Consider the following 23,729-nt stretch of genomic DNA (forward strand, 5'->3'; position numbering starts at 1 on the left):
ATAAATGGTGCCGAAGGCCGGACTCGAACCGGCACGGCTTACGCCACCGCCCCCTCAAGACGGCGTGTCTACCAATTCCACCACTTCGGCATTGTTAGTTTATTGTTTTTCGTTTTTACTGCTATCAACCGGCACGGGAATTTTGTTTTCCTGTACACTGGTCTGCTGAGGTATTACTTGTTGCCCTGCTTTTTGATATTGCATGGAAACAATATACGACAGAGTCAAACTGGTTATAAAAAAGGTTATAGCCAAACCGCCAGTAAACCTGAACAGGAAACCGCCAGTGCCTTGACTACCAAACACTGTATTTGATGCGCCAGAGCCAAATGCTGCGCCTATATCGGCTCCTTTACCATGTTGGATTAATACTAATCCAATCAAAGCAATTGCAACAAGTACATGAATCATTAAAATTAATTGATACATTTAACAATTTCCACAAACTGTTGTGCATTAAGCGATGCACCACCTGCCAAAACACCATCCACATCAGACATGCTGAAGAGCGATGCTGCGTTCTTGTCATTAACACTTCCGCCATAGGCAATCGTTATCATTGACGCGGCCTCTTTATCGTATTCTGCCACTAACTCTCTGATAAACTGGTGAACTGCCTGTACCTCTTCGGGTAAAGGTGGAACACCTGTTCCTATAGCCCAAACTGGCTCATATGCAATTACGCAATTTCTAAAACAATGTTCTTTGTAAGCGACTGCCCGTATTTGCCTGGCAACTACTTGCTCTGTAAGACCCTCTTCACGTTCGCTTAAGGTCTCGCCCACACAAAGAATCGGTATCATATCATGATCTTTTACATGGTGGAATTTTTCTGCTACAAATTTTTCACTTTCCGAGAAAAATCTTCGGCGCTCCGAATGCCCTACCATTGCATATCGGCAGTTGTACTCTTTTACCATTGCTGCTGAAACTTCACCCGTATAGGCTCCCGAGTCCTTTGGATACAGATTCTGCGCTCCCAAATGAACCGGACTGGATTTTAGTATCTCGCTTACCAGAGGTAAATGCAGCATTGATGGCATCAATACGCAATCAACTGTCAAATTTTTTGGCAAACCATGCAAAATAGCCTGAAGAAGAGATCTGATTTGATCAATTTGACCATTCATCTTCCAATTGCCAGCTACTATTTTTTTTCGCATGCGAACCTCGAATCTAATTTTGCGACTATACCTCAGACAAAGCAGTTAATCAAAACATTTCATCTATATTTTCTTATTCTCTCATGATCAGTTTAATTTTGTCACAGCTATTAAAGTTCTTCTGGCTATTTTTTCAAAAGTGCTGGCTATTATTGCCAATTTTCATTAAATTTGTTCTAATTCTTCTCATCTACATACTTTGTTCAGGGAGGACAGGTTATGAAGAATCGAATCATTGATCTCGCCAGGCGGCTTTCCATGCTTGAGCATCCGGTTGATATTCTGGAACTAGGAAAACAGCTGCACTCCTGCCAGGATTTATTTTCAAAACCATTGGCAATTGATTCTTCTGAGATAGAAGTCCAATGGCAAATAATCACAAACATTTACAAAATCTATCTCAAAGTCAACGAGCTTAAGACGAGAGAGTTAAATGGTCAGCTACTGGCACAGCAAGTTAAAGAATTATATCACCAAAAATTATCATTGGAATCCAGGTTAAACTCTCTTAGAAAAGAAGAAGCAGATGTTCGAAAGAGAATTGATTCCCACTTCCCTGAGCTGCTGAAAGCCTGTGAAGGCTCTTCTTCGACTGCTCTGCTCCAGGCAAACGAGGGCGGCGAACCGATTATCCGCCAGTTTTTTATTTCCACACGTGACGAATATCAGCGCCTTTTACATCAAAATCATCAGGTTATTGTCGGCGAGAAACTCCACCTTAGAGATGATGCAATCCAAAAGCTTAATGCCCTTAATGTTATTTTCACAGCTTCCACCACGATTAAACATGCATCGCTTTTTGCCGCTAACTCTTTAAGCGAATCCAAACGCTTGCATGATATTCTTCAGCAGTTATCATCGAGCAAAACACAACTTATTGATACAGTTTCAAAAAATGACCTTGTTGCTGAGATCCAGGAGTTGCAAAAGAAGATTCTGTCTTTGGAAGATACCGTTACTGACTGCGACAGACAGATCAATGAAAGCAAGCTTGTTAATACCCAGGAACTTGATGATCTTTATTCTGCAACCTCAAATATAGAAGATTTGCTTAAGGGTAGACAAAGCAGGATTTCTTACCTTAATTCCTATTGGCCCAGCGCGTTGGCTTTTTATTTTACTAATCCTGAGGATCATAATGAGGAGCTGACTCGCGAACAGAGCGAGCTTGAGTACCTTGAACTTCTTCATGATAAAGACAATGCAGCTTACCAATTGGCGCATTTGAGTGAAATACTGGAAGATACCAAAAAGCTTTTATCAGATAATTCGCGCGAGTGGGCCGATCACCCCAAGAATCACATCTCATCTGATGCAATCAATATAATCATTAATGCAATCCGAGGTTTTATTCCCGGCTTCATTGCCAGAGAACCTGTTTCAAGCGTGTCACTATTAATTGAGTTAGACAAAATTCTTCCCGGATTAGAACAAGCCTGCAATAGACATTCGCAAATTGTTGCTTTACTTCCCCAGTTTATCGAAGCAAAAAAAGAACTCAACAGCCTGGAAGCTAGCCAGGTATTTAGTGGCCTTCCTGAAGATTTTGTTCCACCGGCACGCGAATTGGCCGTCTTGAAAGAGGAATCGGCAGGACGACAGAATGAACTCATTCGATTAGCACAGTTACTAAGTAAATGTCAGAATCTACTTTCGGAGTACAGTTTTCACAGGCAGATAAGCCAACAGACAGAGGATGTCAGGACAGTTCAAACCAATACTTTAGATAAATTAGCGCGGCTTGAAAATGAACTGTTAACGCTAGCTCAACATCCAATCGATCCTCAAAAATTGGATACACAAATTGCCAGCTTATCGCTTGAGCTAAAATTGTTACAAACTACGATAAAGCCTCATGAACTCAGTACAAAATCAGAGGAAACTCTTGAGGCGGCTTTGACGAATGCTCGTATGCGACGTGCGAGTACAATGGATTTGCACTTGGGTAAATTGCAATACTGGAACAGCAAAATTATCGTCAAACTTCAGCAACTGCCTGCTGATTTGAATAGTTGGTATGTTAAGCTGTTCATGTGTTTGCAGCAACAGCATGTCAATGAAGCGACCAAGCGGCAAATGTATCAGTTACTGAAAGACATCCTTTTTGAGATGAACGAACCGTCTCCATCCGCTCCTTACAGGTTACTTTATAAATATAAGTCCTTATGTGAAAATCCCAGTGAACAGTGGTCCGTTCTACTTAGTTTTAAACCTCCAGTCGAACCCAACTTGCAGGAAAAAGGGAAGTTTCATCCCATTTTGCAATCACAACTGGATAGTTTATTAAATAGAAAATATTCTCGTGAAGCCAAACTCTGTGCTGATCTGGCGCACCAACTGCAAAAACAGCCCGCTCAAAATGCTAACATTAGTGTGCAGCTGCTCAGGAATTATCTATCTGACCCACGCTACCAGAGTCTATATGAGCACCGCGGATTCTGGATCCTTTCGCAATGGGCTGCAAAAGTAAGTACTGCTGTATGGAATTGTTTCGCGGAAAATAAATCGTCTTTTTATCAAAGTGTGTTTTATAAAGCCACCTCTACAGTACATTCATTACAGGAGGATTTTGAGTTGGCTAACACTATGGCAAGGCAGTAATGCCCTTAATAACTATTCCTGGCTACTGCGGCTTCCCCGCAGGGTCCAGTGTTCCCTATGAGATTCCTGGATCCCTCGGACAAGCCGAGGGACGTAGTTGTATCAAGCCGCGGTACGCAGGAGACAAGTTCAGCGCAGACCCTGTTCGATAGTGACGATATTATCTCGGAGTTGTTCTGCCTGTACCAAAACCTCGTCCTGATCCAATCCCTCTACCATCACCCGCAGTAATGGTTCAGTACCGGAGGGGCGCAATAAAACGCGGCCGTCATTGCCTAACTTATCAGACAAGGCTCGCACAGATGCCTGGACTCTCTGATCTTCAAGCAATTCCGTTGCGTGTTCTGTTTTGATATTAATTAAGGTCTGCGGTAGCAGAGTTATTCCCTCGGTAAGTTCTGAGAGAGATTTGCCCTGCTTAACCATACAGGCAAGAACTTGCAAAGCAGCAATTATACCGTCACCGGTCGTCGTTTTATCCAGGCAAACGATGTGACCGGAAGATTCTCCACCAATTCGCCAATCTTTTTCTTTTAATGTTTCCAAAACATAACGATCCCCGACTTTGGTCCTTAAAAATGGGATGTTCAGATTGGAGATAGCTTTTTCTAATCCGTAGTTACTCATTAAAGTTCCGACTACGCCACCATGAAGAATGCCCCGCTGAAACCTGTCTTTGGTAATAATATATAATACCTGATCACCATTGATGATATTTCCTTTTGAGTCAATGAGGATGAGGCGATCGCCATCTCCATCCAGAGCGATACCTATATCAGCCCCTGTTTTCAGAACCCATTGGCGTAACATTTCGGGAGAGGTGGAACCACAGTTCTGATTAATATTAAATCCATCAGGATTATCAGCGATTGCAGTCACCTGCGCACCAAGCTCAGTGAAAACATTCGGTGCTACGTGATATGTCGCTCCGTTTGCGCAATCGACGACTATTTTCAAGCCAGACAGTCTGGTTAATGAAGGAATCGTCGATTTACAAAACTCAATATAGCGTCCAGGCGCATCACTAATTCGTTTTGCTTTACCAAGTTTTACAGAGCTCACTGTGGTAAGCGGCTTCTCCAATTCTCTTTCTATCGCCAATTCCATCGCATCTGGTAATTTGCTTCCATCAGCTGCGAAAAATTTAATGCCGTTATCTTCAAACAAATTATGTGAAGCACTGATGACAATCCCGGCATTCGCACGTAAAGTCTGAGTCAAATAGGCAACAGCAGGAGTGGGCATAGGCCCCACCAGGCTAATATCCACTCCAGCGGCAGCCAATCCAGCCTCCAGTGCGGATTCCAGCATATAACCTGAGATTCGGGTGTCTTTACCAATCAATACATGCTTTCGATGGCCATTAGCCAAAACACGCCCTACTGCCCAACCAAGCTTTAAAAGAAACTCTGGATTTACATTTGATAAACCAACCTGCCCACGGATACCATCCGTTCCAAAATATTTTCGTTGATCCATCTTTAAGTCCTCAATTTGTTAGTATCGCCACAGGATTTATGGATAGCCTGCATCATAGTTATTACCTGTTTTGTTTCTGCTACATCGTGTGTTCTGATAATGCCTAAACCCTGTTCCATAGCGACTGCAGATAAAACCAGGCTTCCAATTAGCCGTTCATCGACATTCTTATTTAAAACTTTGCCAATAGTAGTTTTTCGGGATACACCTAAAAGTATAGGTCGCTGGTGTATTCGAAAACGGCTTAATTGTTTGGTTAGCTGTAAATTATGTTCCACTTTTTTACCAAAACCGAAGCCCGGATCGACAATCATTCGTTCTGGTTTTATGCCTGCCGAGACGCAGGCTAATATGCGTTTTGCCAGAAATTCATTAATTTCATCGACTACATCCTGGTTGTAATGTGGATTGACTTGCATAGTCATCGGTGTGCCTTGCATATGCATCAGACAAACCGGAATGTCTGTTGAAGCCACAAGCCCGAGAGCTCCTTCATTCTGCAGGGCATTAATGTCATTAATCAAGCCCGCGCCTGCACGTATGGCCTCTTTCATAACCGCGGGTTTTGTAGTATCAATAGAAATACAGATATCGCTCTCGTTGCGAAGTGCTTCGATAAGCGGTATGACGCGGCTCAACTCCTCCTGTTCGCTTATAGCTGTCGCACCGGGTCTTACAGATTCACCACCAATATCAATAATATCTGCCCCGTCATCTATTAGCTGAAGTGCATGCGAAAGCGCTTTAGGCAAATCACTGTATTGGCCGCCGTCTGAAAAGGAATCGGGTGTCACATTCACAATACCCATCACCAGTGCCTGAAAAACAGGATCGACTGAGGCGGGATGATTTTCACACCAGAATTTGAATTGCTGATTGTTCAATTTAGTCCTGAATATTTGAATGCCTGGAGAATAAACCAAGTAGGCTTCCAATAGCTACTACCATTGGAAGCTGTGTTACGCTAATGTCCTTCAGCTGGATGATCAACCTGCTTGCCATTGATTTTTTGATCCAGAGAGGGCGACGCATTGGGATCCGGTTTTTGACCAGTCCAATCCTCAGGAGGAGACGGCTCACGACCTGCCATAATTTCTGCTATCTGATTGGAATCAATTGTTTCAAACTTAATTAAAGCGTCCGCCATCAAATGCAATTTGTCCAGATTAGCGGTGAGAATTTCTTTAGCCCGTTGATAGTTTCTGTCAATAATCTGGCGAACTTCCTCATCGATCTGATGAGCGGTGCTATCAGACATCTCCTTACGCTGCGACATGCTGCGCCCGAGGAACACTTCGCCTTCCTCTTCCCCAAACGTAAGCGGACCTAAAGCAGAAAGCCCCCAGCTGGTAACCATCTTGCGGCTGATTTCAGTCGCGCGCATAATATCGTTTGAAGCACCAGTTGTTACACTGTCAGCGCCAAAAATCAACTCTTCTGCGATTCGTCCACCGAATAAACTGGATAACTGGCTTTCAAGCCGTCGCTTGCTATGGCTATAGCGATCTTGTTCTGGAAGAAACATCGTTACTCCCAATGCTCTTCCGCGTGGGATAATGGTCACCTTATAAACAGGATCATGCTCCGGAACCAACAGACCAACAATGGCATGTCCTGCTTCATGATAAGCGGTGAGCTTCTTCTCGTTCTCATCCATTACCATTGAACGGCGTTCAGCACCCATCATAATTTTGTCTTTGGCTTTATCGAGCTCCAGTATGCCTACTTTGCGTTTATTGGAGCGTGCTGCGAACAAAGCAGCTTCATTAACCAGATTTGCCAGATCAGCGCCAGAAAAACCTGGGGTTCCCCGAGCGATAGGTAAAATATCTACCGTTTTTTCAATCGGCACTTTTTGCAGATGAACTTTCAAAATTTGCTCGCGCCCACGAATATCGGGCAAAGGAACCACAACCTGGCGATCAAAGCGACCCGGCCTTAGCAGTGCAGGATCCAGAACATCCGGTCTATTGGTCGCAGAAACAATAATCACCCCTTCATTGCCTTCAAAGCCGTCCATCTCAACCAATAGCTGGTTTAATGTCTGTTCGCGCTCATCATGACCGCCGCCAAGACCGGCGCCGCGATGCCGTCCAACGGCATCAATTTCATCAATAAAAATAATACAGGGGGCATGCTTTTTGGCTTGCTCAAACATATCTCTAACCCGAGAAGCCCCTACTCCGACAAACATTTCAACAAAATCAGAACCCGAGATAGTGAAAAATGGAACTTTTGCTTCGCCCGCCACGGCTTTCGCCAGCAGGGTTTTACCAGTTCCAGGAGGCCCCACCAGCAGCACTCCGCGGGGAATACGTCCACCGAGATTCTGGAATTTACTTGGATCACGAAGAAAATCAACCAGTTCTTTAACTTCTTCCTTGGCTTCGTCGACACCGGCGACATCAGCAAAAGTCACCTTAACCTGATCTTCACCGAGCAGGCGTGCGCGGGAACGGCCAAAAGACATGGCCCCACGGCCTCCGCCTCCTTGCATCTGACGCATGAAAAAGATCCACACACCTATCAAAAGCAGCATGGGGAACCAGTTAATGAAAATGTGCAGCAGGAAGCTTTCCTGTTGTTTCTCCTGGCCGCTAACATCTACTTTATTTTTCAGTAACTGACCCAGTAAAGCATTATCCGTCATGGGCATATACGTAACGAAGCGGCGGTTATTTTTGGTAACCCCTTTAATAATCTTGTTATCTTCAATCGTAACCGCATTGACTGCGCCCTGGTCAATTTCTGTTAGAAATTGACTGTAAGAGATTTTCTCAGCCGCAGCATGTCGAGGACCAAAATTACTGAATACAGAGACCAGCACAATGGCAATAACAAGCCACAGAAATAAATTTTTTACCATGTCGTTCAAAGCATTTACCTCTATTAAGGGCGTATCTTTAGTTCCGGTTAAGGCAGCGGCAAAACCTCTGTCGTCCTGCCTGATGTGTAAAGAACTATTCTACGACGTCAGAACGATTAACTTACTATAAATTATAGTCCTTAGCCAGCAAATAGGTCTCACGAGATCGTGATCGCGAAGCCGCTGGTTTTCGGATTGCTACTTTTCCAAATTTTTGTCTTATTTGCTTTACCAGTTCATCAAAGCCTTCTCCATGAAACACTTTCATAAGCATAGCGCCCTTTGGCTTGAGCATTTTATCAGCAAAATCGAATGCCAGTTCAGCCAGATACATGGCCTTGGGAATATCAATTGCATAGCTTCCACTCATATTTGGGGCCATATCGGATAAAAGCAAGTCCACACTGCGCTCCGGGATTAAAGCGAGTAATTGCTGCAGAACCTCATCTTCCCGAAAATCGCCCTGAATAAAGGTAACATCGGCCAAGTGGTCCATTGGCAATATGTCCAGCGCAATAATGTTGCCTTTTCCGTTTAATTTCTGACTAATATATTGCGTCCAGCCGCCGGGGGCAGCTCCAAGATCGACCACGGTCATCCCAGACCGCAATAAATGCTCTCGCTCGTCAACTTCTTTCAATTTATATACAGCACGGCTACGATAACCTTCTGCTTGCGCTTTTTTGACATAGAAATCGTCAAAATGCTCTTGTAACCAACGCTTACTACTTTTGGAACGAGGCATAAACTTATTTTTTAAACATAGAATGCTTCATGATACTCAAAATTCCTATTTTTTCCCAGTGAAACGTGCAATAATCTGAAGTTTTTTTAATCAGGATCCCAATGGACACCGCATTTAGGCAATCTTTAAAAGCAAGGGCACATCATTTAAAGCCGGTTATTCAAATCGGGGCAAAAGGCCTAACTCAGGCAGTTATCGATGAAACCAATGTGGCCTTGCAGGCGCATGAGTTAATCAAAGTCAAAATCTATGGCGTGGAAAAAGAAGATCGTCAGCCGATGTTCACGGAAATTTGCGAAACTCTCAATGCTGAACTGATTCAACTGATTGGAAATATTGCAGTAATTTACCGGCCAAGAGAAGACTAAAACCATCCCGCCCCTTTCCCTTCGAAATAGTCAACAGCCTCTGGCGAGGCTGCATGCTCAGCTCAATTTTAACTAAAGACCATGCCACAGAATTAATGTTTCAGAAAAACGCTCACGTTTACTTATGATTAGCTTGCAAATGAGAATGATTATCATTTATATTTATTCTAATAGTTAATTTTCAGAGACAGTTATGGCCCTTGCTTATGGTGATTATCACGGCTTAACGCATCAATTACGCTTTCTTCTATTTGAAATGGGGATTGCCTGCTCGCACCAGCAGATAGAAACAGCCATTTCAAGAGCGCAAGGTGTATGCCTTCAGCAACTGCGTCAAATGGCTGCGTCAGAGAATCTGGCTGCAGACATTCTGAGTCATGAGGCGCATGATTTTGTAGTACAGCTTAAAGAAAATCAGATTCAGAAAAACCCTCAGAGCTATTTCTTCCAGTGGCCCAAACTGCTTGCTGAGGTGGATCATTTTATCGCTAACAAGGCAATGATGCTTCTTTATGAACAACGCTGGCATAAGGAGCTAAGTTGTGAAATGGGAAGCGCCTCCAGTTTCTGGTCCTGGCTTTCGAAAACCGGTAATGCGCATGACTTATTGCTATTTCTTGGACAATGGGCCGCGCCCTATGACTTTTTAGAACCTGAGCACTTTATTCCAGATGCATTTAAACGCCGTGAGGTGTTACAGTATGCGCCGCAATTCAATTCCCGGATAAGTCTGCACTGGTGTGCTTTACATCACAGCCAAATCATTACAATGGAGAAACAGGCTTCTCTCACTTATCAAAGAGAAATACAAACCGGCTTCCCTGAGGAATATAATCGCTGGCAAGATAAATTATTCATGATGCAGCGGAACGCGTCAGATTACCTGCCTGTTCCTGTCCATCCATGGCAATGGCGAAATCTGATTCAATCCAGGTTTAGCCATTTAATCGATCAGAATGATTTATTACTTATTCCCCATCATCAGCAGGCAAAACCCATAATATCTCTCTCCTGCATGGCCCCTGTGAATCGAGGCAACGCCGAGTTGCAGTTGCCTTTGTCAGACCGCTTATCCTTCCCTTATTTAAATGATAAGGCTTTACAGGCAGTGCTTGCACAGGTGAATCGATTTGAGGAAGGGATAGTGGTTACGGACTGCCTGTCTGAAGAAGGATTATTTCGGAAGGATCTTCACTTGCTCAAGCCAACGCTATTTCAATCCCCCCTGGAATTCTTAAAAAAATATCAAATGGCCGTGCCCTTTCATGCTTTATTTAATCGCTGCCCGGGAAGCGGTTTAAAGTTAATCAGCGAAATAGTGGCTAGCAGCTCGCTCTCGCCCATCGACTTTTTTGAACAGTATAGTGAGCGATTCCTGTCAACTTTCATCAGCCTGTTGGTGGAGCACGGAACAAGCCTGCTATTTGCTTCTGCAGACTTCCTGCTCATTCTTGATAACCATATCCCCAAAGGAATTATTTTTAAAAGAGTCCAGCGTCAAACAATAACGGAGACCCTGGAGGATTCAAAGCTGATACAGCAGTTTATCAGCACCATTTTTTTGAATCACTTGCAGGTATTTATCGAAGCCTTATCCCATGATTATCAGTTTAATCCAGCAGTTTTCTGGAAAATTATCAAAAAGAAGCTGCTCGAAATCCTGCCCAGAACCACCGAGGCCTTTCCCGGACTAAAGCTCAGGGTTCATACCCATTTGTTCTCTGTCAACTGGCTTATAAAGAAACGCCTGAGTTTAAACTTATTACCAGCTCCAGTGAATGAATGTATTTATTACAGTATTCCAAATCCCCTGCTTGACTAAACTGTCTCAGCAGGTGACAGCAGCTATGGTATTGTATACACTTGTCAGAGAGCCTGGTCTCCCAAATTATACAGGAGCATTTTGAAATAGCGTGTCACATCCGATTCTGAGACATATACCCAACGTGCTAACCATCGGTCGCCTGGTGTTAATTCTGCCTTTTTTATGGCATCTATACGTCGGTGAATTCGTGGAGGCTTTTTATATTTTTATGCTAGCCGGTCTTACTGATGGGCTGGACGGCTGGCTTGCGCGTCATTATAACTGGTCAACGCCATTAGGTTCATTTATTGATCCACTGGCCGATAAATTACTGGTTGCCTCCAGTTTTATCTCACTGGCTTTATTGGAAAGTCTGCCCTGGTGGCTGGTTATTCTGGTTTTTTTAAGAGATTTGACTATTTCCTTCGGTGTATTGGCCTGGTATCTGCTTATAAGCAAGCCGATTAATTTTGAACCCACACGGCTTAGCAAATTCAATACCGGCCTGCAATTGCTGCTGGTCACTCTTTGTCTTTTTCAACTGGCCTTTTTTGAATTTTCACCCTATGTCCTTTTCAGTTTGATTCTTCTTACCGCCGTTACTACAGCGGCAACATATATTGATTATGTGTGGACCTGGGGACGGAAAGCCCTTTCAATTAGCCAAACCAGTCAATGAGCCGTCAGTTAGTATTTGAAATTCAACAAAACTATGATGCCAAGCTCTCGGAGTTTTTCTGGGGTACTAATCGCTTGCTGGAACTTCAAATTCAAACTCTTTTTACAAATAAAACTGAACCCTACCTGTTTATCTGGGGAGAACCCGGAAGTGGGAAATCCCATCTCCTGCAAGCCTGCTGCCAAATGGCCAGCAGCCGGAATCTAAGCGCTGCCTATCTTCCATTAAGCCTCTTAAAAGCCTGGGGGCCAGGCTGTCTTGAGGGAATGGAGCAGCAGCAGTTCATTGCAATTGATGATATTAATGAAATTGCCAATAACAGTATCTGGGAAGAAGCTATATTCCATTTATTTAATAAAATTCGCGACAATGAGTGCTGTCTTCTCATTTCAAGTCAAGCGTCTCCCGCAGCTTCAGCTATAAGCCTGCCCGATCTGCGCTCCCGTCTGGCCTGGGGAGTAGCCTATCATTTGGAAGAGTTGAATGATGATTTGAAAATAAAGATTCTGCAACAGGGCGCTGAGAAAAAAGGATTCCAGCTTAAAGACAGCGTAGCCTTGTTTTTAATCAAACGATGTACAAGAAATTTACATGATTTGCTGAATATCCTTGACCAGCTGGATATCGCCTCACTTGCAGCACAACGAAAAATCACCATTCCTTTCGTAAAAGAAACCCTGGGAATTTGAAATAGTTTTCTCGGTGTAAACATTCTTTAGTTGACTTTTAGCAATTCTTCTTATAAGTCTATAAGCAACTGATTTCAGAGAAAAATAATGATTGAATCTATAATATCCAGAACAGATATTATTTTGCTTCCCAGTGAAAAAGATAAGCTGGCAGGGCTTATTAAATTGCTTGAAAATTTTACGGCCCGCCATTATCAGCTTTCAAGCCCGGAGCAATTCAGGAATGAGGTCTTAGGCGTTGAGAAGCCTGGGGCTCTTGCTCTTTATTACGATCAATTTAATCACTTAACCGGATTTACACGCGTATGCCGGCAGGTGATTTACCCTAAAAGTAAGGCGGTTATTGCTTACTGGGGAGGCACTTACTACAATCAACGTGTCAATCCAGGATTCGTAGCAGCCAAATTTGGCCTCGCTCATGCAATGAAAGATAAATTGGCCCATCCGGAAGAGGAGTTTATTTATTTTGCACATACAAACACCCCATCCCGATATCAATTTTTAAATAGCTTCAATCACAATATTTATCCCAAACCAGATACACGCACCCCCGACTATGTGTTGGAAAGGGCGGATTGTCTCATTAATGACAACCACTGGGTTCCTCATTCAGAACATTCAATGGTCATTAAAAACCATGTGGCTTTAACCAATGGCATTGACCCTCATTTCGATGACAGGAATCATTTGCATAACTATTATGTGTCTATTAATCCCAACTATCATTTGGGTAATTCCTTATTGGTTTATCTTCCTTTGAATCTGGCAACCATTGGAATGGGTATAAAGCAGGTTGTATCTACGCCTTCCCTGTTATAGAAATATTATGGGCATTGAAGTTCCTGGCTTACGGGAGCCTCAAGCTTGAGTATGAAAGATGCCTGTGGTTCCTGGTTGCTGAAAAAACTGCTATTTGAAAGCGTACGCGCAATACTATTGATGCGTATTGGCATCCGGGCTTCGCTGTTGAGTAAGGGCTCTGTTCTTTTTTCCAGAGTCAGTAACTTTTTCATCAGTCGGCCCTCCAGCTTTTCAAGCTGTGCTTTTTGTTGGCTTACAGCCTCCTCATCACAGAGCAAATTAATCACCTCTTCATCGAGTCCCAGTTGCCTTCCCACCAGCTCTTCTATCTCGGGTTTGGTTGAATACCAATAGCAAACTAACGCGCATGCTCCCACAAGGATACTTGTCAGCAGAACAGGCCAGAAAGTGGGGCTGACTGAGGCAAGTACCCAGCCTGCAATAAACATGGAAACTGTTTGGCCGGCACAGAATGCACCACTGAACACTGTAATAGCCTGTAGACTAACAGCCAGTAGTTTTAGTGCTTTGCTGGCAGTGCTCGACCGCCTGGCTTGTAGAATAGCTCTTGCTTCATCCAATTCCACGTATTTTAATTGCAGCACTTGTGAAAGCGTCAGATAGTCCTGTAATACGCCAAGATTTTCGGTTTCATCATAGATTTCTGCAAGTTTTGCCTGAATCGCATGAATTAGCTTCACTTGTTTTGCATACACATTCGTCAGCTGAGGAACCTGTCGCATTTTGATCCCGAACTCTTTCGCCAGAGCGCTTAAATCGAGCCCATAAAATAATAAAATGGATATGGCGGAGAAAAGCAGGCTGGCCACGAATACGGCTGCCGTAGGGATTGAAAATAAACCCAGGACATTACTGATTCCGTCAAAGCCTTCGCAAATAAAATAAAGGGTTCCGCTAACGAAAAGTAAAATAAATTTAAACTTTGCCCATTTACTTTTTTTTTCCTTCTCCCTGACTTCAGTATGCAGGATCTGGTAAATATCCTTCAATAGCGCAGCCTGCACTTGCTCAAGAATAAGCTGCTGCTTTTTATCTGCCACAGGATTGCTTTTTAACCAGGGAAGAAGCAGGGATAATGGTAGTTTTTCTTCAGCAAATTCCTGGGGGAAATAATTCACCCCCTGGTTTATTTCGTTCATTTGCTGAATGTAACGGCGTGTTTTAGCACTTAATTTGACCAGATTTACCATCTTCTCCCTTCTGGTAATGGTACAGCCTGGAATAGCCTTCAACTTGTCATCTCCGCGAAGGCGGAGATCCATCTCTGAGCTCGCTATAATGCCAACTGAGGAATGGAATCCCGCCTTCGCGGGATTGACAAAATTCCTTTACTAATGACAGTGAGCCTTTCACTGGAAATGAAAGGCTTACGCAGTTTAACAACTTTACTGATTAACTGAAAATACTGAACTGATCCCCTGTGCTTTCAGGGCTGGATCATACATGGCCTCAGCCAAAACAGGCGGTACTGTAAACTGTCCAATATTGACTGCCTTAATCCGATAGCTAATTTCTTTAACCTCGGTCCCGAGGCTGCCAAAAAAGATAACTCGATCTTCACGAATATCAGCATAATCCATATTATCTGTTTTTATTGAGTCACGAACCACTTCAAATCCGCCCGGCAACAAGTCAACAATGGCGATATTATTAATGTAACGATTATCGAGTGTCCGTAACTGAATATGAACTTCAACTTCCGAACCTAAGGCGACAGAGCTTATCGTATTGCCCTCATCATCACGATATTCTCTCAATATCTCCATTCCCTGAGTCAGCGGTTTATCAACCTTGTTTTTATCAAAACCTGCCTGGATCAGTTGATAGAAGTAACTTATTTTGTTGGGATTGTTGATAGTAATTGCTGTTGTCTGATCATTGATGTCAACCTTTTGATACGCCTTATCCATGGCCTCCAAGGGAGTTTGCTGCCCGGCGACGGACGCCATGATGGATAATCCCTGGGTTTGTGCCGGAGGCAAGCTCTGAGCATAGGCATTTAAAGCCAGACTGGCATAGCCCGAAAGCACCGTATTTATTTCATTCGCATTAATTGAATCAACCAAAGGCATTATTAAGCGATCCCCGACTGATGACAATAACTGCGGGAAATGACGGGCAACCAGATACAGATACTGAGCGTCGGCAATACTGCTGTCATAGAAAGCACCCCTATCGTTTGACTGGTTATTCACTTTAAATTGTTTGATTAAGCGCTCAGCCTCGCTGAAGTTTTTCAGTAATTGATAGGTCGAGGCGAGATAGGCACCGGTAATATCCTGCTGCCAATTATTATTTTTGTCCTGCTCCAGACTCAGCTGAAGATTGGTCAGATAATGGGTAGTGATAATCTCATTTCGGGTTAATACATAAATAGCATAGGCCTGTATGCGCCCCTGATAGAGATCAGTATATTTTCGCTCAGCCAACTCTTTTAAGTAATTGATACCATAGTAAATAATATCGTTAGAAACATTATATCCCTGCTCGCGGGCCTCGGTTAGAAAATGCATGGCATACACTGAGGCAAAATCATTATTGCTATTGTCACCGAGCCCAGGCCAATAGCTGAATCCGCCATTGGTCATCTGACGTTGGCCCAAGGTTTGAATAGTCTCAACAATCCGCTGTTTAGCCTGTTGGCTGTCATTATCAAATTGCGGCTGATTACCCATCGCCAGAAGAGGCCAGGCCTTACTGGTAATTTGTTCAGTACAGCCATAGGGATAATTTTCCAGATAGCGCTGCAAACCTGCAACTAAAATGAGTGGACTGCTCGATACAGCAGCCTGTACCTGGCGATACTCTGGATAAAGCGCTCGGTCGAGCGGCAGACTCATTGATTTTGATGTCTCCCGTCCGCTTTTTACTGTCGTCATATAACTACTTGCAGGACGAACACTTAAACTTGCATTCATCTTACTCAATTTATCACCGAGACTGGCGGTAAAGCTTAAATCCGCATTTCCGAGTTCGGCTTTAGCCTTAATATGGAATCGCAGCGTTTTCTCCTTTCCTTCATCAATCTCAACCGTTTCCTTGTCATTGCCTATGATCTCCAGGGCAGAAGAAGCCGACATTTGTACATTGACTTTCGCAGCTGCTCCCGAATTTTTCACATTATTGGCAACACTGGCCGTCACATCAAACTCATCACCCGGGGCTACAAAGTTAGGAACATTCGGGTTAATGATAAAATTACCCTTTACTTTAATCTGCTTTTCAGCAGAGCCCAGATCATTGTCGCCGACGGCTACAGCCATAATGCGCAAGCTGCCATTAAAATAATCTGGAACTTCGTAAGTGACCTGCCGAGCAGTGGTATCAGTTGGCAAAAGACCAGACCAGAAAACCACTGGTAAATCCGTTTTACGTTTGAAGGGATTTAAATGGCTGGCCAATAGTTCTTCCCCATCGTCGCCCCCCACAGCAGACAACTCGCGTTCGCGAATATATTTGGGCAAAATCTGATCGACAGTCTGCTGGGTGAGTACCTGCAATGCGTATTTCTGAAAGAAGAAAGCCAGAGGATCAGGCGTCACGTAACGGCTAACCTGCAAAATACCTTCATCAACAGCAAAGACAATGATCTTTCCGGGTTTATCGCTTTGATATTCAATGTTTAAAGGCATCCCCGGCTTTGCTTCTTCCTCCGCTTTCAATGCAATATGAATTGCCCGGTTATCATGATTTACGCTAAAGGGCATCACGCTGTAGCTTAAAGGACTGATAAATATTTCAGGAGAATCCCAATTGCGCACAAAAGCCACATTGACATAGCCATTGCCTTGGAAATCTGCCGGAATCCGAATTTTCTGAAGCGAGCTGGTGCTGTCTGTTTTAAACCATTGGCTGGCATAAACCTTATCCCGTTCAATAGTAATCAAGCCCGAACCAGTGTAGGGAGCGGTAATTTGCAGCTCAATATCCTCCCCGACGTTATATTCTTCTTTATTCAACTTGACCGACAATTCAGCGTTTTTAGCCAAGGGGATTTGGCTGTTACCCACTACACTGTATTTTAATTGGCTTAATTCAGTATTGTCCTTGTCGAGCACCTTTATTGCGAAATCACCGATTTGCTGGGTGGGTAAATCGTAAGCACTGCCTTGTTCGTCCACTTTAAACGGCTTGGTATCAAGTACTGTTGACTGAATAATAGACTGGTACTGATAGCTGCCATTGGGATTTTTTACCAGTGTGACTACCGGTCGCAAGGAAATCCACTGGAGTTTCAGCTCATCAATAGCCAGCTGCTTTAACTGCGGGTCCACCGCAATAAAATTAACACTGCGTTTATCATTTTGTTTAATGTAAGAGAGATCCCCATCCGGTTTATAACCAATGAAATAACTCAGCGGGCTTACCAGCACCGAACTTTGAGCACTTACACTACGGCCGCCCTCCGCCTCGAATCCTTCCGCAAAAAAGGTCAGCTGGTAGGTGGCTTTATCAAAGCGATTCAGATTAAGAGCCAGCTCGGCTTCCCCTTTATCATTAGTTCGGGTTTCAGGCAAATCCTCGGTATACACCTTTGCCGGCTTCGACGGATCAAGCAAGGGATCAATAAAGATATATTCCGGGTATTTAGCGAATTGTACGCGCTGAGGCGATAGCAGTATTCGCGCACTGATTTTGCGATCCGCTGCCGGCGCACCATAGAGATTCCACAGGCTAACCTGAGCCGTTAAATTATCCGGAGAAACCCATCCTTCCGTTGGTTTCTGCGAGAAAGAAGAGGTGATTCGCATGCGATCTGGTTGAAACTCAGCCACTCGAATGCTGGTACTGCCTAACAAACTTTGTGGATTATTGTCCTTAATAACATATAAATTCACCTGATATTGCCCGGTTGGAGACGTTGCCGTAGTCGGAAAATCCACTGTCAGATAGCCGGTGTTATCAAGCATTAGTTTTTTATCTAAAACCGTAGTGCCGCGCGGATCGGTAATAAGTACTTCCAAAGGCAGGCCAGCTGGTTGTGAAAAAGCATAAGCCTGTTTGATAATCATGCCAAAATGGGCTTCATCACCGGGGCGATAAATTCCGCGGTCTGAAAACAGATAAGCACTTAAGCTGTGCAGATCCTGATTGTTAACATAGAGACCACCCACATCAAATCGCGAAAAATTGAGCTGGCGGCTGGCATTATTATAAGGGATAAACGACACATCACTGCCCAGACTAGCCAGATAAACCGTAGGTTCGCGTTCATCCACATAATCACTTAACACTGGAAAACTCGCCTGCCCCTGTTCATTGGTCATACGGGTCAGCAGAGGCAGACCATTTTTCCCAAGAATGGAAACGCTCGCATTGGCAACTGGAGCCCCTTGAGCAATCGATTGAACAAATACCTCATGACTGCCGTCATTATTATCTTTTGCCAATAATCCAAGATCAGTCATTAATACTAAACGGCTGGTTTTAACATCCAGGGGCTGTTTCTGCTGTACATCCCAACCGGTAGCCTGCAATAGAAACAGGCCCTGGGGTCCGCCCGTATTGGTTTGCGCGGACAAGTACTTTCCAAGATCCAGTGCGGTATAATTTTGCTTAGTCAGATCCGAAGTATCAAACTGCTGTATCTCTGAAAAGATTTCACTGATATTTTGCTGGTTAAAACTTTGATTAATGAAATAGGGATTATTAAAATCGCCCTGAGTCTGAGTGACCAGCTGATTCACATTGTCAGGCAGGACTCTGGCAATTTCAAATTTAACCGCTGGCACACCCCGGACCGCGACCGAAAGCATTTTCTCTCCCGCTAAGGCCAGTAAAGCACCTTTATGGAGAAAACTAATCTCTTTCGGAAGCTCAGGCACTTTAATAATGGCTGTATAGTCCGTCGATAAATCAAAATCGCCAAAACCCTTCAGACCTTTATCGAGTTTTAAGTAGAGATATTGTGGTGTATTGCTGCTAAAGCGATAGCTGTGCAGGTTCGAATAATTTCTGTCCGCTGGTAAAGCTTGCATGGATAGAGGTTTGGATAATGCAAGAATAGCCGCATTCACTTCACCGGGGTTTTGCCAGTCATAGTCAGACTTTTCAGGCTCGGAGGCAGTGGCCGGGTAGTTTTTTGGTAATAAATACACATGAAGCGCCTTATTGATAGCGGCCTCAGTCACCCCCAGGCTGGTTACTACGTTTAAAATTTGCTCGGGTCGGTCTCTTTCATTACGAATAATGGATGCGTCTGCGGAACTTACCTTAAAATAATTGCTGGCATCAGGGATCAACAGATTCTTGCTGATAGTTTCTCCGGTTTTACCAGAGCCGCTTTCTGCTTCAACACCCTTGGGGATAATCAAATCCACATAGCGAGACACTTTGGGCAATGACAAGGATTCCGAACGGAGGTAGGCAATTCGTTTGAACTTGTCATAGCTCACTGTAAATTTGAAATGTTTAGCATCAAGATCCAATTGACTGTTTTTGATTTTTTGCAAAATGAGAGACGCTTTTTCTTCAAAACTGTTGCTGTCCACTGGAAAATTGAAATTGACAGTGGCGACAATCTGCCTGTTTTTTGCATCGAGAGGATCCTGATAAAAAGCAAGTTCAGCAATTTTTGCCTCGAAAGGCTTGGTGGAAAACTGATAGCGCAGCTTTTCCATTTGGACATTGGCGGCGAAAACCTCTTTATTGAAACGAACTTCATAAGTTTGCCCTGCAGGCCAATCTTTTTCAGGGGTAAATATCAAACGGCTATCATTATCCCATGCCCATTCACCCGGCATGTTCGGAACCAATTCAATGCCCTCGGTCACTTCTTTGCCAATAAGTTTTAGCGGTGCCACCGATTGGGAGATCAGTTCATCTCTCTGAATACCAAAATTAATGATCAAATCATTAGGGACTAAATCCTCTTCCAGAGGCGTGATATCCGGCGAGGTAATCACCGCAGTGACCAATTCTGGCTGAGGTAAATTTTTATACCAGATATAGCCGTAAATGCTGCTGGCTATCAATAGAAGAACAGCGAGAGTGCTTCCCCAGAAAAGTCCTGGTCTGGAAATTGCCTGCTGCCTGACACCTTTTATCCAAGGGGGGCTGCTCCAATGGACACGGCCGAATAACAGGGAAAAAAATGCAGCGATAGCTAGGAATGGTTTCAAAATAGATTTTTTGTTCATGGGATGTGACCAGGAAATGGGGGGGTTGAACTATCAGTCTTTTTTCTAAAACTCACTCCAGCTGAGTCTGGAAAAAAGTCTGTTTATTTTTCGCATAGAAGCCAAAATCAAAAAATCAGTCTCAATGGAAGTATTTACTGGCTATTTCATTCGAATTGATTTAAATTTGCTCTACATTGCATCTATGCGCTTCGCGGGTTTAGTTTATCACTACTTTTCTAATTATGAAATATCGTTTAAGCATAATTTTTCTGGTCATTTGTGCCGCCGTTTCGCTAGGCTATTATTGCTTACCCAAACCGCCTTTACTACAGGGGATACCTTTCTCCACAGCAGTCTGGGACAGCAATGAACATCTCCTGCGTCTTAGCTTAAGCCGTGATGAAAAATATCGTCTTTATGTGCCCCTTTCAAAAATTTCTCCCCAATTGATTGAAGCGACTCTCCTGCAGGAAGATCAGTACTTCTATAAACATCCAGGTCTTAATCCGGTTTCAATGCTCAAAGCTGTCTGGGAAACCTATGTTGTGCAGTCCCGGCGTCAGGGCGCATCAACGATTACCATGCAATTGGCGCGAATCCGTTTTAATATTAATTCAAAAAAGTGGTCAGGAAAGCTTCAGCAAATAATTCGCGCCATTCAATTGGAAAGGCATTATAGCAAACAGCAAATATTAGAAGCTTATTTAAACCTGGCTCCCTATGGCGGCAATATCGAAGGGGTTGGAGCAGCCAGTCAGATCTATTTTAACCAGACAGCAATGCAATTAAGCTTGCCGCAAGCGCTGACTTTAAGTGTTATTCCGCAAAATCCTGGCAAACGCACGCCACATAACCAGCAACTCAAAGAGATTCGCAATAAACTCTTTGCCCGCTGGCTGCAAATTCACCCCCAGGATCGACGCTATCAGAATGCAATGACACTTCCACTGGCGATGAAAACAATTCGTGATCTCCCCTTTGCCGCCCCTCATTTTGTGAATAGCCTGTTAAGAACTCACAGGAACCAGCAGCAAATCCATACGACTCTGAATCTGAAATTACAATCCCTGACCGAGCGCATTACCCGGCGTTATTTGCTGCGTAAACGAGGAGTGGGCGCATTTAATGCGGCGGTTTTACTGATTGATACGCGCGACATGAGTGTTAGGACAGCAATGGGATCGGCCAATTTCTATGACACCCAAATAGGCGGGCAGATTAACGGAATGGATATCAAACGCTCACCGGGTTCGACACTCAAACCTTTTATTTACGCGCTGGCTTTGGATCAGGGTTTAATTCATCCCTACACCGTACTAAAAGACGTTCCGCATAGTTTCGGTGCCTATAATCCAGAGAATTTTGATAATGATTTCATGGGGCCTATCCGGGCAAAGGAAGCACTCATTTTAAGCCGTAATATTCCGGCAATTTATTTGGCCAGCCAACTGGCAAAGCCTGGATTATTTGGTCTTCTTGAACAGGCGCAAGTAAGCCAACTGAAATCAGAATCCTACTACGGTCTTGCTTTAACCCTGGGCGGGGCAGAGGTCACGATGAAGGAGTTGGCCACGCTCTATGCCATGCTTGCAAATGACGGATTATGGCGACCTTTGCGCATGCTTAAGGAGGACCCTTCAGTCAGCGGCAAACGTTTATTAAGCCGGGAAGCGAGTTTTCTTATACTCGAAATGCTGAAAGACACACCTTATAGCGATCTGCTGTTTAAATCACGCAGCCTGCCCATCGCCTGGAAAACCGGAACCTCATCTGGTTATCGTGATGCCTGGACGGTTGGGAATTTCGGACCTTATGTGTTGATCGTATGGATAGGCAATTTCAATAACAAGGGGAACCCTGCTTTTGTCGGGAAGAATATCGCAGCGCCCTTATTCTTCGAGCTGGCGGAAGCTATCCAGCATGAAAATGGGCCGCTAAAGCCAATTGACAAACATCCGGAGCGAATGAATTTAACACGTATTCCCGTTTGTAAAGCCTCCGGTTTATTGCCCACCCGCCACTGCAAAGATACTGAAATGAGCTGGTTTATTCCCGGAAAGTCTCCCATTAAAACTGATAATATCTATCGCGAAGTAGCAATCAATCGATTGACAGGCCTTCGCACCTGCCATTTCGATGAAAACACCCGCTTTGAAATTTACGAATTCTGGCCATCCGATCTTGCCCGGATTTTCAAACAAGCGGGCATACAGCGACGTATTCCACCCGCTTATGAAGCCGACTGTAATCTGTCAGCGGGAAAATCACTGGCTTTGCAGATAACCTCTCCGCAATCTGAGCTGAATTATATTGTCAAAGCCACTTCAGATCAGCCAAGCCTTATTCCTCTTTCAGCTGTTACCGATGCGGATGTGCGCAGTTTGTATTGGTTTATCAATGATAACTACCTGGGAAAAACCGCCAATGATCAACCCTTTTTATGGGCAGCCCGGCCCGGAAAATTTGTGGTTCGGGTAATTGATGATCACGGTTATTCGGACGCCAGGGACATCACCGTGCGTGTTAGCAGTTAAATCCCCCGCTTTATTCAGCATTTTTCTTTAATCTTGCTTATACTTGGATAAGACAACAGGCATTCTCTTTTATGCCAGGCTTTAACTCTTCATAAATTAATCAGTTGGGGAGTGAATAGTGGATAGCATTCTCATCGGTATAGCGGGCGCATCCGGGTCCGGAAAAACCACAGTTGCCACAGAACTTCAGAGATATTTGGGTTTTGAGCATTGCACTATTATTTCTTCTGATAACTACTATAAAGGCTTGGGCAATATCCCCCTGGAACAATTCCTGGAAGTGAATTTTGATCATCCTGACAGTATTGAGTTTGAATTATTGGCTCAGCACTTACAACAACTAAAACGGGAACAAACTGTCGATATTCCCTTATATGATTTTTCAACCTCCACGCGTAAAAAAGAAACCAGGAGGATAACCCCTAAATCCGTCATTATTGTTGAAGGCATTCTAATTTTTTACCCTGATTATATTGCGGATTTATTCAACATAAAAATATTCGTTAAAACGAAGGCCGATGTGTGCTTAATCAGACGGATTGAACGCGATACTAAGGAAAGAGGACTCACAACAGAGCAAGTCATTGCTCAGTATACGCGCTATGTGAAGCCCATGTACGAACAATATGTTAAACCTTTTAAAAAAAGAGCGGATTTAATCATTGAAAATAGTGTAAAAACGCCTCTATCGGCAGAAACGCTGCATTTTGATTGGGCAGTCATTAAGCAATTACTGAATTCAACCCTGATAGACAAGAATGCCGTATTTGCGGCAACCCATTAAGTTGGGGGCTATGCGCATATCCATTCAAAATACTTTTAAATCAAACTGAAAATTATCATTTCCCGCTGGATATT

The 23,729-nt window shown here is 43.8% G+C and carries 16 protein-coding genes and 1 tRNA gene; 8 read left to right on the forward strand and 9 right to left on the reverse strand.

Annotated features, from left to right (window positions below):
* Positions 1 to 5 precede the first annotated feature (5 nt).
* The 3 genes from DYH61_RS13275 to tpiA all read right to left on the reverse strand — a co-directional run bounded on the left by DYH61_RS13275 (position 6) and on the right by tpiA (position 1,163).
* Positions 6 to 90 (reverse strand) — tRNA-Leu (locus tag DYH61_RS13275).
* 9 nt (positions 91 to 99) lie between these two features.
* Positions 100 to 429 (reverse strand): preprotein translocase subunit SecG, encoded by a 330-nt coding sequence (gene secG / locus DYH61_RS13280; protein ID WP_058507232.1) that lies wholly within the window; start codon positions 427 to 429, stop codon positions 100 to 102.
* Complete coding sequence (tpiA, locus tag DYH61_RS13285; RefSeq protein WP_058507231.1) at positions 417 to 1,163, reverse strand: triose-phosphate isomerase; 747 nt, start codon at positions 1,161 to 1,163, stop codon at positions 417 to 419. The genes secG and tpiA overlap by 13 nt, the downstream gene beginning before the upstream one ends.
* 219 nt (positions 1,164 to 1,382) lie before the next feature.
* Between tpiA and DYH61_RS13290 the strand changes: the two genes are divergently transcribed.
* Positions 1,383 to 3,764, forward strand: coding sequence for a hypothetical protein (locus DYH61_RS13290; RefSeq protein ID WP_058507230.1), 2,382 nt, complete (start codon positions 1,383 to 1,385; stop codon positions 3,762 to 3,764).
* A gap of 129 nt (positions 3,765 to 3,893) precedes the next feature.
* On the opposite strand, the gene glmM is transcribed toward DYH61_RS13290, so the two are convergent.
* From glmM to rlmE, 4 genes are all read right to left on the reverse strand, one after another.
* Positions 3,894 to 5,243: a phosphoglucosamine mutase gene (gene glmM / locus DYH61_RS13295; protein WP_058507229.1), complete on the reverse strand. Its 1,350-nt coding sequence runs from the start codon at positions 5,241 to 5,243 to the stop codon at positions 3,894 to 3,896.
* Between the two features lie 2 nt (positions 5,244 to 5,245).
* Positions 5,246 to 6,127: a dihydropteroate synthase gene (gene folP, locus DYH61_RS13300; protein WP_058507324.1), complete on the reverse strand. Its 882-nt coding sequence runs from the start codon at positions 6,125 to 6,127 to the stop codon at positions 5,246 to 5,248.
* A gap of 80 nt (positions 6,128 to 6,207) precedes the next feature.
* Complete coding sequence (gene ftsH, locus DYH61_RS13305) at positions 6,208 to 8,109, reverse strand: ATP-dependent zinc metalloprotease FtsH (RefSeq protein WP_058507228.1); 1,902 nt, start codon at positions 8,107 to 8,109, stop codon at positions 6,208 to 6,210.
* A 124-nt stretch (positions 8,110 to 8,233) separates the two neighbouring features.
* Positions 8,234 to 8,854 (reverse strand): 23S rRNA (uridine(2552)-2'-O)-methyltransferase RlmE, encoded by a 621-nt coding sequence (gene rlmE, locus DYH61_RS13310; protein WP_058507227.1) that lies wholly within the window; start codon positions 8,852 to 8,854, stop codon positions 8,234 to 8,236.
* Between the two features lie 101 nt (positions 8,855 to 8,955).
* Here rlmE and yhbY point away from each other — a divergent pair, with 101 nt between their 5' ends.
* The 5 genes from yhbY (at position 8,956) to DYH61_RS13335 (ending at position 13,213) form a co-directional block, all read left to right on the forward strand.
* Positions 8,956 to 9,222 carry a ribosome assembly RNA-binding protein YhbY gene (gene yhbY / locus DYH61_RS13315; RefSeq protein ID WP_058507226.1) on the forward strand — a complete coding sequence of 89 codons (267 nt, stop codon included), beginning with the start codon at positions 8,956 to 8,958 and terminating at the stop codon, positions 9,220 to 9,222.
* Between the two features lie 193 nt (positions 9,223 to 9,415).
* Entirely contained in the window at positions 9,416 to 11,044 is a 1,629-nt protein-coding gene (locus tag DYH61_RS13320) for an IucA/IucC family protein (RefSeq protein WP_058507225.1), read from the forward strand.
* Between the two features lie 91 nt (positions 11,045 to 11,135).
* Positions 11,136 to 11,705: a CDP-alcohol phosphatidyltransferase family protein gene (locus DYH61_RS13325; RefSeq protein ID WP_234999811.1), complete on the forward strand. Its 570-nt coding sequence runs from the start codon at positions 11,136 to 11,138 to the stop codon at positions 11,703 to 11,705.
* Positions 11,702 to 12,394: a DnaA regulatory inactivator Hda gene (hda, locus tag DYH61_RS13330; protein WP_058507224.1), complete on the forward strand. Its 693-nt coding sequence runs from the start codon at positions 11,702 to 11,704 to the stop codon at positions 12,392 to 12,394. The genes DYH61_RS13325 and hda overlap by 4 nt, the downstream gene beginning before the upstream one ends.
* A gap of 87 nt (positions 12,395 to 12,481) precedes the next feature.
* Complete coding sequence (locus DYH61_RS13335; protein ID WP_058507223.1) at positions 12,482 to 13,213, forward strand: hypothetical protein; 732 nt, start codon at positions 12,482 to 12,484, stop codon at positions 13,211 to 13,213.
* Positions 13,214 to 13,218: 5 nt separating this feature from the next.
* Here DYH61_RS13335 and DYH61_RS13340 read toward each other — a convergent pair whose 3' ends face one another.
* Positions 13,219 to 14,478 (reverse strand): hypothetical protein, encoded by a 1,260-nt coding sequence (locus DYH61_RS13340; protein WP_103989280.1) that lies wholly within the window; start codon positions 14,476 to 14,478, stop codon positions 13,219 to 13,221.
* A 123-nt stretch (positions 14,479 to 14,601) separates the two neighbouring features.
* Entirely contained in the window at positions 14,602 to 20,355 is a 5,754-nt protein-coding gene (locus tag DYH61_RS13345; protein WP_058507221.1) for an alpha-2-macroglobulin family protein, read from the reverse strand.
* Positions 20,356 to 20,579: 224 nt separating this feature from the next.
* Here DYH61_RS13345 and pbpC point away from each other — a divergent pair, with 224 nt between their 5' ends.
* Together pbpC and udk are read left to right on the forward strand one after the other, a co-directional pair.
* Positions 20,580 to 22,871 carry a penicillin-binding protein 1C gene (pbpC, locus tag DYH61_RS13350; RefSeq protein WP_058507220.1) on the forward strand — a complete coding sequence of 764 codons (2,292 nt, stop codon included), beginning with the start codon at positions 20,580 to 20,582 and terminating at the stop codon, positions 22,869 to 22,871.
* Between the two features lie 118 nt (positions 22,872 to 22,989).
* Positions 22,990 to 23,655, forward strand: a complete 666-nt coding sequence (gene udk, locus DYH61_RS13355) for a uridine kinase (protein WP_058507219.1) — start codon at positions 22,990 to 22,992, stop codon at positions 23,653 to 23,655.
* The last annotated feature ends 74 nt before the right edge of the window (positions 23,656 to 23,729 follow it).

Source organism: Legionella quinlivanii (genome assembly GCF_900461555.1).
Taxonomy (GTDB): Bacteria; Pseudomonadota; Gammaproteobacteria; order Legionellales; family Legionellaceae; genus Legionella_C; species Legionella_C quinlivanii.

Coding starts and splice junctions, on each gene's coding strand:
- DYH61_RS13340 (WP_103989280.1), bottom strand. CDS start 14,478: ATGGATCTCCGCCTTCGCGGAGATGACAAGTTGAAGGCTATTCCAGGC.
- ftsH (WP_058507228.1), bottom strand. CDS start 8,109: ATGGTAAAAAATTTATTTCTGTGGCTTGTTATTGCCATTGTGCTGGTC.
- rlmE (WP_058507227.1), bottom strand. CDS start 8,854: ATGCCTCGTTCCAAAAGTAGTAAGCGTTGGTTACAAGAGCATTTTGAC.
- secG (WP_058507232.1), bottom strand. CDS start 429: ATGTATCAATTAATTTTAATGATTCATGTACTTGTTGCAATTGCTTTG.
- DYH61_RS13320 (WP_058507225.1), top strand. CDS start 9,416: ATGGCCCTTGCTTATGGTGATTATCACGGCTTAACGCATCAATTACGC.
- pbpC (WP_058507220.1), top strand. CDS start 20,580: ATGAAATATCGTTTAAGCATAATTTTTCTGGTCATTTGTGCCGCCGTT.
- yhbY (WP_058507226.1), top strand. CDS start 8,956: ATGGACACCGCATTTAGGCAATCTTTAAAAGCAAGGGCACATCATTTA.
- DYH61_RS13290 (WP_058507230.1), top strand. CDS start 1,383: ATGAAGAATCGAATCATTGATCTCGCCAGGCGGCTTTCCATGCTTGAG.
- DYH61_RS13335 (WP_058507223.1), top strand. CDS start 12,482: ATGATTGAATCTATAATATCCAGAACAGATATTATTTTGCTTCCCAGT.
- hda (WP_058507224.1), top strand. CDS start 11,702: ATGAGCCGTCAGTTAGTATTTGAAATTCAACAAAACTATGATGCCAAG.
- DYH61_RS13345 (WP_058507221.1), bottom strand. CDS start 20,355: ATGAACAAAAAATCTATTTTGAAACCATTCCTAGCTATCGCTGCATTT.
- tpiA (WP_058507231.1), bottom strand. CDS start 1,163: ATGCGAAAAAAAATAGTAGCTGGCAATTGGAAGATGAATGGTCAAATT.
- glmM (WP_058507229.1), bottom strand. CDS start 5,243: ATGGATCAACGAAAATATTTTGGAACGGATGGTATCCGTGGGCAGGTT.